Genomic DNA, 15,146 nt, shown 5'->3' on the forward strand with positions numbered 1-15,146 from the left:
ATTAAATCTGTTGTGCAAATTGCACTGCTGTATATTTTATTATAAATGGTTTTGAATGTAAATATGGAGTTTCAAATCCCGATCGATATCGAGTCCGCTTTTAGGTATACCTCGTGATCAAAAGCGAGCTTTTTGAACTACCTCTCTAAGGTCTGACTGTGTCCCCGACTTAGGTCTAGTATAAAGAACCGTCCTCGGTCCGTTTTGAGAAAGCTTGATTCCACCTACAATATAGACATAAGGTTAATCAACTTGAAAGGCGGTGAATATGAAATGAGAACCAACCGGTCAAATGGTTTTGCGGTAATACTTATTGCTCTGGGCGCTCTGATCCTGCTCGGCAAGTTGTCTCCGCTTCTGGGAAGTGTACTTGGCGGCTTGTTCGGAATATTGTTCGCAGTTGCGATGATTGCACTAGGGTATTATGGAATCCGCCGTGGAAATGCATTTTTTGGATGGATCGTCTTGTTCTTCGGGATCCTGTCCTTGATCTCTAAATTAGCCTGGTTGATCGTACCGGCAATCGGTATCGGTATTATCATCTACGGTGTCTCCTTACTTAGAGGGAACCATGGATATTGATATGAATAACGAATTTACTTACGAACGAATTACCGATCGTATAGGAGGGATGGAAAGCCATGAGCGTGTTTCGTAGAGTGCGGGATATTACATTAGCGAATTTAAATGAATGGTTGGAGGAGTCACAGGATCCGGTCAGATTGATCGATCAGTTTCTGATTGAGACTCGCCAAGAGATAGCTGAGGCAGAGAAATTACATTATCAATATGCGGGCCACACCAAACAGTTAAAGCAGCAGGTTGATCAAGCTAAAGTGATGCGCGATAAACGTGAAGAACAAGCACTGCTTGCTCTCAAGGCTGAAGAGGAACATCTGGCTAAGCTCGCCCTGCAGGAGAAGATGCTGTATGAAGAGAAAATTGCCCAGTACGCCGACCTTTATGAACAAAGCCGGCAGTCACTGCAAGATCTTGAGAGTCAGTTGAATGAATTAAAGACCGAATATCAGGTAGTCTATAGCAAGAGACAATATTATTTTGCAAGAATGGAAACACTTCGCTTGCAGCAGCGCATGAATCAGCGGATGAATGGCTTTGGAACACAGGATGTGCCCAAAATGTTCAATCGTCTGGAGGATCGGGTGTCCGATATGGAATGGGAAGCCCGCAGCCTTCGTGAACTCCGCAAGACAGGACAAGATTTCGTAGGTCAAGCGAACTCTACGCTAGATGAAGAGCTCTCTCGTCTGAAGCAGAAGCTGCAAGACAAGGGAGAGGAGTGAGACGTATGGATAGATTGTACCGCTCAAGACGTGACAGATGGTTCACCGGTCTGCTTGGCGGATTAGGTGAGAAATTTGGAATAAGTCCTGCTTTACTTAGAGTAATAACGATCTTCAGTGTATTCTTTACGGGCGGGACGACGATCATGATCTATCTGATTGCTTCCCTAGTCATATCCAAAGAACCTTATATCCCTCATGACCCGTATTTTAACGGCGGGTGGCAGAATCGCGGTGGTTACGGCAACGGCGGCTTTGGTGGTCCTGGTGGAGGAGCACCAGGCGGTCCAGGAGGATTTGGAAGCAACTTTGGCGGGAATGGCCGGCCTAACGGCGGCAATTTCTATAACGGTCCATCAGGACAATTCGGCGGTCCAGGAGTTAACTCCGCTAACCGCGGGAATTCGGACCTGGACTCCATGATGGAAGACATTGAGATGAAGGCAATGAAAAAAGAAATCGAGGAGCTTCGCAAGAAGGTCTCCAAATACGAGAAGGGAGATTTATAAAATGGGAGTTTTTAAAAGAATTAAGGATATCACAAAGGCGTCGGTTAACGATATGCTCGATAAGGTGGAAGATCCAATTGTCATGCTGAATCAATACTTGCGTGACATGGAGAAGGAAATCCGTGATGCTGAGGTGACAGTTGCTAAGCAAATGGCGGATGAACGCAGAATGAAACAGCGCTTGGAAGAAGCTGTACGCATCTCTGCACAGAGAGAAGCTCAAGCGGAAGCTGCTCTGAAGAATGGTCAAGAGGAAGTTGCCCGCAGATTGCTGGAAGAGAAGCTCCACTATGATCAGAAGCAAGCTGAATTCAGCCAACTGCATACCAGTTCTGAAGCTCATGCTGCTGAATTGAAAGAACAGCTTCATGAAATGAAGGATGAGTTCTACAAGCTGCGCAACAAACGCAATGAGCTTGTAAGCCGTGCACAAATGGCTAAAGCAAGAAAGCAAATGTCGCAGGCCAGCAGTTTGCATTCGATCGACAGCGGCAGCGCATCGCTTGGTTTCCAACGCATGGAAGAGAAGATCATGCAGTTGGAAGCAGAAGCTGAAGTAGCAGGTGTAGTATACCGCAGAGATCCATCCTCGACTTATGTGAATCCTGCGGATGCAGAGAAGCAATTGAAAGTAGATGCTCAATTGGAAGCCTTGAAGGCTAAACTCAACACAACCCCAGCGGGTAAAGAGAGCGCAGAATAATAGCTACAAGTCTTATGGACAATATGTTATGCTAGACGTGGTGAAGCCATACGGTAGAATATACCTATGGCTTTTCCAACTCTTAGAACGGCAGGAGGTGCGACATGGATAAGCGAAAAAGACTCTTAGCCGCGGGATTGATTGTACTCGGCGTCATGATGATATTCGGGAAAGGGCTAAGCTTCTTTACCATTGTCGCGCTCTTCTTATTGGGTTATGGCATTTATAAGGTCCGCCAAGGAGAGGAAGCGAAGACAGGATATATCCTGCTTGCTATTGGTGTCGGTTTGATCCTGCTTAATAATTTCATGCTGGTCGTAGCCATCCTGATGATCTCACTTGGCCTTTATTATGCGAAAGTACGTAAGGTTCAGCCGCACGGCAGCTATACACAAAGACAGAATATCACTTCCTCCGTCCATTGGGACCGCGATCCTTGGGTACTGCAGAATACGAGCATGTGGCATATTCTTGGCGAATTGGATATTGATCTGTCGCTGGCAATTGTGGAAGGTTCTCATAATGTATTGATGTTCCAAGGGGTCGTTGGGGACATTGATATGAACTTATTCGAGGGATATGGAATTGAGATCGAAGCTTTTGTATTGTTCGGGCAAATCGAATTGGGACAAGAGCGTCGCACAGGTATATTTAATCGGGTGAACTGGAGATCGCCGAACTATGATGCCTGTGAGCAAAAAGTGAAAATAATGATTTCCTATATTATAGGGGATATTGATATACGTCTATCTTGAACTTAGTCTAGAAAGAGGAGGATCTGCGCCGCATGAAGAGAAAAAAGCCTGTCAGTATAGTCTCACGCAGTATGCGCGGAGGGATCCTCTTCTGTTTTATTTTATTAGCGATCATTCTATATGTTCTATATACATACGGTTATTTCCAACTGACCGATTCCTGGAAGAAAGCGATTATGGCAGGGCTAACCCTGCTGACGCTACTGATCAGCTTAGGTTCGGTATACGGCTTCTGGCAAGGCTACAAATATAAGAAAAAAGTAGATTCGATGCGCAATGCACTGCTGCAATGGGAGAAGGGGAACCAGACCGGAACAGTTCCAGAGTTGGGTGAGGATGAGATCGGACAGTTAGGCGAGCAGCTTGTACGAATCGGCAAGCGTTGGGAAGAGCAAGTAACCTCCTTGCAGCGCCTCTCGACCCATAATGCGCAGCTTGCCGAGCAAGCTCGCGTATCAGCGATCGTCGAGGAGCGGCAGCGCCTGGCTCGTGAGCTTCATGACGCAGTCTCCCAGCAGTTGTTCGCCATATCTATGACCGCTACAGCAGTAGGACGGACCATGGATAGAGATTTTGAGAAAGCTAGGCGACAGGTGGAGCTAATTGAGGAGATGGCCTCAGTAGCCCAGTCCGAGATGCGGGCACTTCTGCTGCATCTGCGGCCAGTATATTTAGAGGGCAAGCAGTTGTCCCAGGGCTTGCTAGAGCTCGTTAGTGAACTGAAAGCGAAGGTACCGATTGAGCTGATACTGGAGATGGATGAAGGGCTTAATCTCGGGAAAGGGATCGAGAATCATCTGTTCCGCATTATTCAGGAAGCGATGTCGAATACGATGCGCCATGCCAAGGCTGACAAGATGGAGATTCGTATTCATCGGCGGGGGGATGTCGTCAAGGTCACACTAAGAGATAATGGAATGGGCTTTCAGCTAGATGATAAGAAGCAAGCCTCTTATGGCTTATCAACCATGCAGGAGCGGGTGCTTGAGGTCGGAGGTTCAATCCAGATTATTACCGCTCCAGGCAAAGGTACTCGTATAGAAATCACAATTCCGTTAATGAACGAAGAGAACGGGGAGGATCATCATCATGGAGAATGAGATAGATAATGAAAGAGACATCAAGGTACTGCTAGTCGACGATCATGAGATGGTGCGGATCGGGCTGGCTGCCGTGCTTGGAACCGAAGATGGAATCGAAGTTGTCGGAGAGGCAAGCAGCGGGGAAGAAGGTATCCGTCTCGCTCAGGAATATAAGCCCGATGTGGTCCTGATGGATCTTGTGATGGAGGGGATGGATGGGATTGAAGCAACAAGACAGTTGCTGAAATTGTATCCGGACTGCAAAGTCATTGTGCTGACAAGTTATCTGGATGATGAGAAGATGTACCCTGTTATTGAAGCGGGGGCGTTCAGCTATCTGCTAAAGACGTCGCGTGCTTCGGAGATTGCCGAAGCGATCCGTGCAGCTGCCAGAGGGCAGTCTGTGCTGGAATCGCAGGTGGCCTCGAAGATGATGAACCGGCTGAGACAGCCGAAGGCGGAGACACCTGCCCATGAAGAGCTTACGGATCGGGAGATGGACGTGCTCAGGCTCCTGGCACAAGGTAAGTCCAATCAGGAAATTGCCGATGATCTGATCATTGGTGTGAAGACGGTCAAATTCCATGTTACGAATATTTTGGCCAAGCTTGGCGTAGATGACCGTACTCAGGCGGCGATCTATGCCTACAAGAATGGGCTTGCGGAATAAATGGACCACATGGGAATCTATAAATTGCGAATTAGGACCCAGCGTATAGCCGGGTCTTTTTTGTTTGGGGGCAACATGCATGAAAGAGTGAAAAGGGAGCAAATTGAGCGAGTATAAATCTTCCCTGGCAGGGAATCCTAGATTTATAGATTAGTAGATTCCAGAATCGGGGGACTTGAGATGCCGGGAAGAGAACGAGCAGGACTTAATATTTTGAAGCGTTGTGGCTTCGTTATGATCGGTTTTGCACTTATAATGGTGATCATTGGCTTTGCTGGACTGGATGAGGGTAAGGTGAATAAAGTCGATGCAGCGGATCAACAATGGACGAGCGTGCTTGCACTGGCAGAAAGCTCGTCGGAAGGAGAGCTCCGCGCCACAGTGAAGTGGCAGGGAACATGGATTTCGCTACTCGAGCCTAGTGAAGCTGCTTATGCACTAGCTACAAGGCTTGGATTGTCCACACCGGAAGAGAATGAAGTTCAAGGACATATCGTCTACAACGCTCAAGGTTTTAACGCCGGCGTCTATTCAAAGTTATCTGTTATGCCTGAAGAGGGAGGGACCTCCTATTATGTCATCCTGCTCATAGAAGGGGATGCCCGTGCGAATGCTGATGTTTTCAGTGAATTACAGACCACTTATGGTCATTCGCTTCAGGATGAGGGGGTTGATGTGAACTGGAATGCGGCCCTGCAAGGTTCCGTAGCTTCAGGTCTTTCCAAAGAGTTAGAGATGGAGGCTCAGTCGCCTGAATATTCTAGTGCCTCGATTCAGAAGCTATTGAATAAGATTGAACAGAAGACGGGATCGGCATTCAAGCTTCATAGCGCTGAAGAGTATATTGATGAAGACTCGCAGACGATAAGCCGCTCCTATGAAGCTGATGGACTGCTAATGTCTGTCCGCAGCGGAGATTATAATGTCGCACTTCAGATGGCAGTACATTATAATGCGGACACTGGAGAGAAGGAAATCTCCTTTGGATCCCCGCTGCTCACGGTAGAATATTAAAAACAATGCATAAGATGAACTTAAAATTAATGTTAGATTAATATTAGATGAATTTTCAGGAAACCCAACAATTTTTGATATGAATATGATGGCAACCTTCGCGTTAATGTGCTAAAATTACATCACTACCTAGTGATGCCTTGTAAAGTGATGGTATTGATGGGAATTGAATAAATATACACTATAATATATAGAAAGAAATGAGGAGCCATGACTGAAAATCAAAATCTAGAATCACTTCAGACACCGGGAGCGGTATTTTTTATTTTTGGTGCTACTGGGGACTTGGCGCGTCGTAAGCTCTTTCCTGCTATCTATTCGCTGTATCGCGAAGGGAAGCTGGCTGAGGATTTTGCAGTTATCGGCGTTGCTCGGAGACCACGTTCTCATGAAGAGTTCCGGGACGATCTGTATCGTTCCATCCAAGAGTTCTGCCGTTATAAAGTCAAAGACAATGATCTTGAGACTTGGGCGAAGTTTGCGGAGCATTTCTCTTATAAATCGTTGGATATCCACAATATAGATGGGTATCATGAATTGCGGGATTTGACGGAATCCGTGGAAGACCGCTTTAATATACCAGGTAATCGATTGTTCTATCTCGCGCTCGCTCCTGAATTGTTCGGTAGCGTATCCTTCAACCTGAAGAAGGGCGGCATGCTTGCTAGCGAAGGCTGGCATCGATTGGTGATCGAGAAGCCTTTCGGCTACGATCTGAGCTCTGCTCAGAAGTTGAACGAAGAATTAAGCCAAGTGTTCAAGGAAGAGGAGATCTTCCGGATTGACCACTATCTCGGCAAAGAGATGGTTCAGAATATCGAGGTTATTCGCTTCGGGAATTCCTTCTTCGAGCCATTATGGAATAATAAGCATATTGCCAACGTACAGATTACGCTGAGCGAGACGGTCGGCGTGGAAGAGCGCGGCGGCTACTACGATCATGCGGGGGCATTGCGTGACATGGGTCAGAACCATATGCTGCAAATGCTGACGATGATTGCTATGGAGGCGCCTAGCCGTCTATATCCGGAGGATATCCGTGATGAGAAGGTTAAAGTACTTCGCTCACTGCGTCCATATGAATCTGAAGAAGATGTGAAGGCTCATGTCGTTCGTGGTCAATACAAGTCCGGAGAGAGCCATGGCAAAGAAATGCCGGGCTATCGTCAAGAGGACAAAGTAGATCCAGATTCCAACACGGAAACTTACTTTGCTGCTAAGGTATTTGTAGATAACTTCCGCTGGGCTGGGGTACCGTTCTATATTCGTACCGGTAAGCGTCTGCCCGTGAAGACTACGGAAGTCGTGGTAGAATTCAAGCAAATGCCAACGAACGTTTACTTGGGTCAGAAGCATAATCTAGAGCCAAATCTGCTCGTCATCCGTGTTAATCCGATGGAAGGCATTTATATCAAGATCAATGCCAAGAAGCCGGGATCGGAGTCGAAGATCGAGCCGTTCGCGATGGAATTCTGCCAAAGCTGCCAGGTAGGCATTAACTCGCCTGAAGCTTATGAACGTCTCATTTATGATGCGGCTAACGGCGATTCTACTTACTTCACTCGTTGGGATGAAGTGGCTGCAGCTTGGTCCTTCGTGGATCGCATCGCTTCAGCTTGGGCCAAGAACCCATCTGACATCCAGATGTATCCTGCAGGATCATGGGGACCTGAGCAAGCCGATGAGCTGCTTGCCCTGGATGGATTCCACTGGTGGCCGGTGAACGGACAGGAAGAAGACAACGTAATCTGGATCAAGCAGTAAGTATATCTGATACTGGATTTAACGATAATAAGCTTTGTAGAGAGTCGCGCCAAACGGGAAACAGTTTGGTGCGTCTTTTTTTGCCGAGTGGCGTGAAGGAATATGCGTACTTGTATAAAAAAATATGTTAAAATAAAAGGCATGAATTTGTGAAGCGAGAGGAAAGTGAGAATGAGCAAAGCATTGGAGCAAGAGCTGCAGCAGGAAGTGGATAAACGCAGAACGTTTGCAATCATTTCCCACCCGGACGCCGGGAAGACGACTTTAACTGAGAAATTGCTGCTGTTCGGGGGAGCGATCCGTCTAGCCGGTTCAGTTAAGGCACGTAAGGCAAGCAAGCATGCAACGAGTGACTGGATGGAGATTGAGAAGCAGCGGGGGATTTCTGTAACCTCTTCCGTAATGCAATTTGATTATAAAGGACATCGCATTAATATTCTGGATACTCCGGGTCACCAGGATTTTAGTGAGGATACGTATCGTACATTGACTGCCGCTGACAGCGCCGTCATGTTGATCGACGTGGCCAAAGGCGTCGAGGCACAGACAATTAAGTTGTTCCAGGTCTGTGCCAAGCGGGGAATCCCGATCTTTACATTTATTAATAAGCTGGATCGTGAAGGACGTAGTCCGTTTGATCTGATGGAGGAAATTGAACAGGTTCTAGGTATTCGTTCTGTACCGATGAACTGGCCAATCGGTTCTGGACGTGAACTGTGCGGTGTATATGACCGGATGAAGAATCAGGTGGAGCTGTTCCAAGGAGACGATCACGATCATATTGAAGTGAAGAAGGTTGAAGGTTACAATGATCCAATCATCCGTGAGATGGCTGGAGAATATTTGCATGATCAGCTATGTCAGGATCTGGAGTTGCTCGATGTAGCAGGGGACCCATTTGATCTGGAAAAAGTAAAGAATGGACAGCTTACTCCTGTATTTTTCGGTAGTGCAGTAAATAACTTTGGGGTTCAGACCTTCCTGGAGAATTTCCTGCAGCTTGCACCTAAGCCTGAGCCACGTCGCAGTAAGGATGGACCCGTTGAGCCTACGAATGAGAAGTTCTCTGGCTATGTTTTCAAGATCCAGGCGAATATGAACCCGGCTCACCGTGACCGGATTGCCTTCTTGCGTATTGTATCCGGCAAATTCGAACGCGGCATGTCGGTGAAGCAAATGAGAACCGGTAAGGACATTAAGCTTTCTCAGCCACAGCAATTTTTGGCTCAGGATCGGGATATTGTGAGTGAAGCTTATCCGGGAGATATTATCGGTCTGTTTGACCCAGGTATTTTCCGTATCGGGGATTCGTTAAGCCAGGGTGGAGGTGTTGTCTTTGATGAGATGCCAACCTTCTCACCAGAGATATTTGCTAAAGTTACTGTAAAGAATGCGTTGAAGCATAAGCAGTACCAGAAGGGGATCGACCAGCTGACCGAAGAAGGGACGATCCAAGTATTCACAACCGTTGGGTTTGAGGATACGCTGTTGGGCGTTGTCGGACAGCTTCAGTTCGAAGTGTTCGAGTACAGAATGAAGAATGAATATGGTGTGGATGTACAATTACAGCGGATGCCATTTCAATTCGCACGCTGGATCGTTGCCGAGAAGGTGGATCCGTCCAAATTCCGTATTAATTCAACGCTTGTAACGGATAAGAAGGGCAACTATGTGGCCCTGTTCGAGAATGAATATGCGATGCGTACGGCGATGGAGAAAAATCCGGATGCGAAGTTCCAGGAGACTGCTCCGTAAGTAACCTTTAAAAAGCTTTAAACAACGCTATATAAAACAAGCCTTTACTTGGCCGAATATCGGTTAGTAAAGGCTTGTTCTATACATGGGGCAGCCACCTTATTTCAAAGGCTTTAATTCCATTTGAGCAAGCTGCTGATTGAGAATGTCGAGCAATTCGTCCTGCTTGGTCTGATCGATGTTCTTCCAGATGATCTCGAACATGACACCAAGCCCGGGCAGCGCTGCTTCCTGAGCGTCTATGGAGCCCTCGATCATCTCACGCAGCCCCTCCTTGTCCTTGCCATGTACCTTGTGAATGACAGCCTGACGCAGATCAAGCATAATTGACATGGAGAACCCTCCTTGAAATAGTATAGGCCCAGTCGTTAATGTTCCCGATCCGGTCTGTATAAATTCAAGTTTTGTATCGAATATGGTATACTAGATCGAATCCAAAAGTTCGGGGTGAATAATTGTGGCACGCACAGAAAAAAAACAATTTGCCGTAATAGGTATGGGAAGATTTGGTCTTAGTGTCGCGAGTGCTCTTAGTGGCATGGGATTCGATGTTCTTGCGATCGATGCAAATGAGCAAAGAACCCAGGCTGTATCCAATATTGTAACACATGCGGTATCCGCAGATTCGACGGATGAAGAAGCGCTGCGTGCGCTGGGCATCCGTAATTTTGATGTAGTTGTTGTGGCGATTGGCCAGGATATTCAGGCGAGTATTCTCACTACCCTAATATTAAAAGATCTCGGGGGACCGCTGATCGTCGTAAAAGCGCAGAATGAGCTTCATGGTAAAGTGTTGAACAAGATCGGAGCCGATAAAGTCATTTATCCGGAAAGAGATATGGGGCTTCGGGTAGCGCATCATCTAACTTCACCTAATATTCTGGACTATATTGAGTTATCAGATGAATATAGTATCGCAGAGATGCGGGCCACTTCTGGCATGCTTGGTCAGAACCTGAAGGAGCTGGACGTTCGGGCCAAATTCGGCTGTAACGTGATGGCGATCAAGCGGGGGACGAAGATGAATATTTCACCTACAGCGGATGACCGTCTTGAGGAAGGCGATATTCTGATTATCGTAGGACAGAAGAACGATTTAACGAAGCTGGAACTAGCTTATGCAGAATCTTGATCGGTTAGGATGAAATAAACATGATGGAAATTTTATCGCCGCAAAATGCTCGAGTGAAAGAGTGGGCACTGCTGCTTGAGAAGAAGCATCGGGATAAGCAGGATAAATTCTTGATCGAAGGCATCCATTTAGTTCAGGAGGCGCTTCGTTCAGGTGCGGACATAGAGTGTATATGTTATGAGAAGGAGAACGGAATTCCGGCGGAGTTATCTTCGGCTGCTGCTGCACGGCTTGATGTGAACTGGATCGCTGTGTCCGGGGCGGTGATCGCCAAGTGTAGCGATACGAAGACGCCTCAGCCGGTATTTGCCGTTCTGCGCAAGCCAGATGAGCTGGTACAGATGAAGTCGCTGCTGAACAAGGATCGCAGCCTTGTTGTCGTGCTCGACGGAGTCCAGGATCCCGGCAATGTTGGCACAATTATTCGTACAGCGGATGCCGTGGGTGCCGACGGCGTCATTATCGGCTCAGGAAGCGCCGACATTTATAGCCCCAAGGTGATCCGCTCCACGATGGGATCGTTATTTCATCTGCCGATTTTGCGCGGCCGGTTGTCGGAAATCTTACCGCAAGCCAAGGAACGAGGCATTCGTCTTGCTGGCACAAGTCTGCAGGCGGCGGTTAACTGCTACGAATATGATTTTACCGGCCCAGTCTGGCTGCTGTTCGGCAGTGAAGGCGGCGGGCTTAGCGAAGAAGTCCGTGCGCTGATGGATGATGGACTGATCATCCCGATGCGCGGTCAGGCGGAATCGCTTAATGTGGCCATGGCTGCTTCGGTGCTGTTGTATGAAGGGCTGCGGCAGCGTTATTTTAACTGAACAATAATTCCTGTCCACGACCCTAAATAAGTGTCCATTAGGATAAAAACCAGTGTCCAAGAAAACCAAAGACCGGAAATGGGATCAGCTAACCTGCTCGATCCTTAATCCAGTCTTTTTTTGTCCATAGATTCTGTCCTCTATACCCTCAATAGGGAATATAGCTGCTTGTATGCAACTATTCGGATGAATTTTATCCTATCAGAGACTGCTAACAGAGAATGACCCCTAGAAAGGCAGTCCTTCTTTTTTGGCCAGGTTCGGCATAACTTGTATAGAAGTGTGTGTTCAAAAAGGCCGGTTCTCAGCACCGAGAAGGTTGGATGAAGTTAGGGACTGAGGAGCGGAGCGTACGTAGTTTGTACGTGAGCACCAGAAGGCCCGGTTGAATTCAAGATTCGATGTCGAATTTGCTTCCTGATTCACTTCGTGATCAAAAGCGGACTTTTTGAACAACCTCTAGAAGTGTGTGTTCAAGAGCGGGCTTGAACAACAAACCTCTAGAAGTTGCCTGCTGGCTGGGAGGGTGAGAGATGCTGCGATTCAGAAGGGGTTGGCGTAGCCGGAGGAGACGGCCAAGAAGAAAGTCTGGGAGCAGACGGTGGTTGTGGCTGATCATCGTGGTGATCACCATATTTGGATTTTTACAGTTTTATAATTATGTAGAGAAGCATATGAAAGGACCGATTATGCATTTGGCCAGTATCCGTGTGAAGCAGATGGCCACGGATGCGATCAATGAAGCGATCACTTCGCAGGTAGCGAATACAGATCAAGTCGACCGGTTGATCGATTGGAAGATGGATGGCAACGGGAAAGTGTCCGGGTTCATGTTGAACTATTCTTCACACATGAAGATTACATCGGATACGATCGCAACAGTCCGGGACACGCTGGAGGAAGTATCGCATTTATCGGAGACGATTCCGCTAGGGCAAGCACTAGGCAGTCCGATTCTTGCTTCATTCGGTCCGCGAATTCCGATTAAGATCGAGCCGCAGGGGGACGTGAAGGTTGATTTGAGCACCCGTAAACAGGATGCAGGCATTAATATGATCTTGGTGGAGGTATATTTGAGGGTCAAAGCGGAGCTGGCTGTCGTCGTTCCATTTGATATGGAGCCGCAATCTGTTGAGACCGAGATCCCTGTCTCTTACTTGCTCGTCGTCGGCGATGTTCCGATGTATTACTACGATAGCAAAGGAAATCCCGTCGGCAATCAAGCCGGGGCGCCTAATATTGCCATACCGGCTCCTAATAAAACAGACGAGCAGCTGCCTCAGGAGGGCAGCAACTCGCCTATAGAGGGAACCGCCCCCTCGAAAGATGGGGAGCAGGTGAACGGGCAAGATACGATGCAATCGTCGGAGCATTAAAAGAATAGGCTGATTCTAGTCCATAGCAAATGAGTGTTCCGATAATCCGGTGCTTACTTGCTGCGGCTACGCTCGGCCTTTTCCCATTGCTTAAGCAGGGGATACGGATTGAAGGCCCACTCAGTGGTACCGGTATCGCGGTAGATCCCATAGTGAAGATGAGGAGGGAACCTCCCTTGTGTTCCCGGAGGGCCATATCCGCTGCTACCGACCCAACCGATGACCTGGCCCGGTGTGACCATGTCGCCGATCTCGATCTTCTTCTCATAACCTTGCAGATGGGCGTAGTAATGATATCGATTATTCAGATCGCGAATGCCAATTCGCCAGCCGCCATAGGGATTCCATCCCTTGGTCTCGATGATTCCATAGCATACACTGCGAACCGGTACGCCGTAGGAGGCGAACAGGTCTGTCCCTTCATGGATGCGAAGGCCGCCCCATCCGCGCCGGTCTCCCCACGTATCGCGATAGGTGTAAATGCTCTTGATCGGGAGTGGAAACGCGCTGGCGGTAGGATTGATCGGTCCGAATGCTTTGTAGATTTTGGCAAATTGCCGGATACGCTTCACCGCGGAATCATTCTGATAATAACGCCATAGAGCGATTTGAAAGTCCTCTTCCTTATAACCGATACTGATCAAATAAGAGGCCATGGTGAACATGGCGTCATGATCATCTGTCGGGTCGGCGGCTCCGTCCGCCGATGCATCCTTGCCAATTCCGCCGAACAAGGCAATCGTGGTCAGGTTTTTGTCGGCCGGATCGGGATTAATAGGCCCGGACCAGATGCCTTCTTTAAATCGGATGCTCGTTAATCGATCGGTTTGCTCTTCCTGCTTCACTTTTTTACGAGAACGCGGGGTTATGGTCCGTTCATATTGATCGATAGCAGCAAGCCAGTACCACGGAATTTGCGTCTGAATGCTAATTTCCTCGTATAGGTCCCGTCTTAGCTCATAGACGCTCAGGCCGGTTTGGGCTGTTCCTGGCTTCTCCGGAGTAGCGGCATGGGCCGTAGTGACTGGGGATTCACTAAAAGGCCAAGGTACTGTCACCAATGAAGCGGCGATAAGACAGCCCATCGTCTTGCTGTATAGGGATGTTAAGGTTATCTTCAAGGTATCGTCTCCTCCTTAATGAGAGGTTTGTAGAGGCAGGTCGGTGCTGAAAACCGAACTTTTTGAAAACACGCTTATAGTCAATAGACGTAGCTCCACACTTAGGTTGGATCAAATGATGTGTTTTTATTCCAATTTATTAAGTAGGTATTCCTAGTGGATTCATGGTATAATAAATGTCATTGTGGGATTACAATGATCTTCAATACAAACCAATAAAGAAGGAAGGTTTCTATCTTGTCGAAGCTCGCAAATGAACCGAAACCGGACTGGATTAGAATTAAACTGACAACCGGCGATAACTATCAAGACATCAAGACAATGATGCGTTCCAAAACTTTACATACTGTTTGTGAAGAGGCACGTTGTCCGAATATATATGAATGCTGGGCGAATCGTACAGCAACTTTCATGATTCTGGGCGATATTTGTACACGCGCATGCCGCTTCTGCGCGGTAAACACGGGAATGCCTACTGAACTGGATCTGCAAGAGCCGGAACGTGTTGCTGAAGCTGCTGAAAATATGAATCTGCGCCATTGCGTTGTTACCAGCGTAGCTAGAGACGATCTGAAGGATGGGGGCGCTTCGATCTTTGCAGGAACAGTCGCCGCTATTCGCAAGCGTCTGCCCCTCTGCTCTGTTGAGGTATTGATTCCCGACTTTATGGGGGATGAGGATTCCCTGCGTATCGTGATGGATGCGAAGCCTGACATTCTGAATCACAATATCGAGACAGTAGAACGCCTATCCGATCGTGTCCGGGCTAAGGCGAAATATCGCCGCTCCCTGGAATTGCTGCAAAGAGCGAAGCAAATGCAGCCTGACATCCCTACGAAGTCCAGTATTATGCTTGGCGTAGGCGAGGAATGGGACGAAATTCTACAGGCGATGGATGATTTACGGGCGGTAGATTGCGACATCCTGACGATTGGTCAGTATCTACAGCCGTCACCGAAGCATCTCCGTGTTGATAAGTATTATACACCTGAGCAATTCGCAGAGCTGAAGGAAGAGGGAATGAAGCGCGGTTTCAGCCACGTTGAATCAGGCCCACTCGTTCGCAGCTCTTATCATGCGCATGAGCAGGTTAAATCGGCCAAGAGCCACAAAGATGGCGCGACTGCGCTGTCTTAAGGG

General features: G+C 47.8%; 16 protein-coding genes. 14 read left to right on the forward strand and 2 right to left on the reverse strand.

Annotated elements, in window-relative coordinates:
* Positions 1-273: 273 nt before the first annotated feature.
* From ABD014_RS14340 to ABD014_RS14385, 10 genes are all read left to right on the forward strand, one after another.
* Entirely contained in the window at positions 274-582 is a 309-nt protein-coding gene (locus ABD014_RS14340; protein ID WP_068778035.1) for a hypothetical protein, read from the forward strand.
* A 59-nt stretch (positions 583-641) separates the two neighbouring features.
* Positions 642-1,304, forward strand: coding sequence for a PspA/IM30 family protein (locus ABD014_RS14345; RefSeq protein ID WP_343862204.1), 663 nt, complete (start codon positions 642-644; stop codon positions 1,302-1,304).
* A 5-nt stretch (positions 1,305-1,309) separates the two neighbouring features.
* Positions 1,310-1,813: a PspC domain-containing protein gene (locus tag ABD014_RS14350; protein WP_343862206.1), complete on the forward strand. Its 504-nt coding sequence runs from the start codon at positions 1,310-1,312 to the stop codon at positions 1,811-1,813.
* Position 1,814: 1 nt separating this feature from the next.
* On the forward strand, positions 1,815-2,516 hold the full coding sequence (locus tag ABD014_RS14355) for a PspA/IM30 family protein (RefSeq protein ID WP_343862208.1): 702 nt from the start codon (positions 1,815-1,817) through the stop codon (positions 2,514-2,516).
* A 104-nt stretch (positions 2,517-2,620) separates the two neighbouring features.
* Positions 2,621-3,271 carry a cell wall-active antibiotics response protein LiaF gene (gene liaF, locus ABD014_RS14360; protein WP_343862210.1) on the forward strand — a complete coding sequence of 217 codons (651 nt, stop codon included), beginning with the start codon at positions 2,621-2,623 and terminating at the stop codon, positions 3,269-3,271.
* A 32-nt stretch (positions 3,272-3,303) separates the two neighbouring features.
* Entirely contained in the window at positions 3,304-4,371 is a 1,068-nt protein-coding gene (locus ABD014_RS14365; protein WP_343862212.1) for a sensor histidine kinase, read from the forward strand.
* Positions 4,361-5,023 (forward strand): response regulator transcription factor, encoded by a 663-nt coding sequence (locus ABD014_RS14370; protein WP_251415240.1) that lies wholly within the window; start codon positions 4,361-4,363, stop codon positions 5,021-5,023. Before ABD014_RS14365 ends, ABD014_RS14370 begins: the two co-directional genes overlap by 11 nt.
* A gap of 180 nt (positions 5,024-5,203) precedes the next feature.
* Positions 5,204-6,037 (forward strand): hypothetical protein, encoded by an 834-nt coding sequence (locus ABD014_RS14375; RefSeq protein ID WP_343862215.1) that lies wholly within the window; start codon positions 5,204-5,206, stop codon positions 6,035-6,037.
* Positions 6,038-6,247: 210 nt separating this feature from the next.
* On the forward strand, positions 6,248-7,801 hold the full coding sequence (zwf, locus tag ABD014_RS14380) for a glucose-6-phosphate dehydrogenase (RefSeq protein WP_343862217.1): 1,554 nt from the start codon (positions 6,248-6,250) through the stop codon (positions 7,799-7,801).
* Between the two features lie 171 nt (positions 7,802-7,972).
* Positions 7,973-9,556 (forward strand): peptide chain release factor 3, encoded by a 1,584-nt coding sequence (locus tag ABD014_RS14385; protein ID WP_343862219.1) that lies wholly within the window; start codon positions 7,973-7,975, stop codon positions 9,554-9,556.
* Between the two features lie 99 nt (positions 9,557-9,655).
* Here the strand turns inward: ABD014_RS14385 and sspI are convergent, their stop codons facing one another.
* Positions 9,656-9,889: a small acid-soluble spore protein SspI gene (sspI, locus tag ABD014_RS14390; protein WP_343862221.1), complete on the reverse strand. Its 234-nt coding sequence runs from the start codon at positions 9,887-9,889 to the stop codon at positions 9,656-9,658.
* Positions 9,890-10,013: 124 nt separating this feature from the next.
* On the opposite strand from sspI, the gene ABD014_RS14395 reads away from it, so the two are divergent.
* The 3 genes from ABD014_RS14395 to yunB all read left to right on the forward strand — a co-directional run bounded on the left by ABD014_RS14395 (position 10,014) and on the right by yunB (position 12,885).
* Positions 10,014-10,688 (forward strand): potassium channel family protein, encoded by a 675-nt coding sequence (locus ABD014_RS14395; protein ID WP_148466492.1) that lies wholly within the window; start codon positions 10,014-10,016, stop codon positions 10,686-10,688.
* A gap of 23 nt (positions 10,689-10,711) precedes the next feature.
* On the forward strand, positions 10,712-11,509 hold the full coding sequence (locus ABD014_RS14400; RefSeq protein WP_343862343.1) for a TrmH family RNA methyltransferase: 798 nt from the start codon (positions 10,712-10,714) through the stop codon (positions 11,507-11,509).
* A gap of 533 nt (positions 11,510-12,042) precedes the next feature.
* Positions 12,043-12,885: a sporulation protein YunB gene (yunB, locus tag ABD014_RS14405; RefSeq protein WP_343862225.1), complete on the forward strand. Its 843-nt coding sequence runs from the start codon at positions 12,043-12,045 to the stop codon at positions 12,883-12,885.
* Positions 12,886-12,938: 53 nt separating this feature from the next.
* Here the strand turns inward: yunB and ABD014_RS14410 are convergent, their stop codons facing one another.
* Entirely contained in the window at positions 12,939-13,970 is a 1,032-nt protein-coding gene (locus tag ABD014_RS14410) for a M23 family metallopeptidase (protein WP_379339971.1), read from the reverse strand.
* Between the two features lie 273 nt (positions 13,971-14,243).
* Between ABD014_RS14410 and lipA the strand changes: the two genes are divergently transcribed.
* Entirely contained in the window at positions 14,244-15,143 is a 900-nt protein-coding gene (lipA, locus tag ABD014_RS14415) for a lipoyl synthase (protein ID WP_343862229.1), read from the forward strand.
* The last annotated feature ends 3 nt before the right edge of the window (positions 15,144-15,146 follow it).

The organism is Paenibacillus motobuensis, assembly GCF_039521865.1.
Classification (GTDB): Bacteria; Bacillota; Bacilli; order Paenibacillales; family Paenibacillaceae; genus Fontibacillus; species Fontibacillus motobuensis.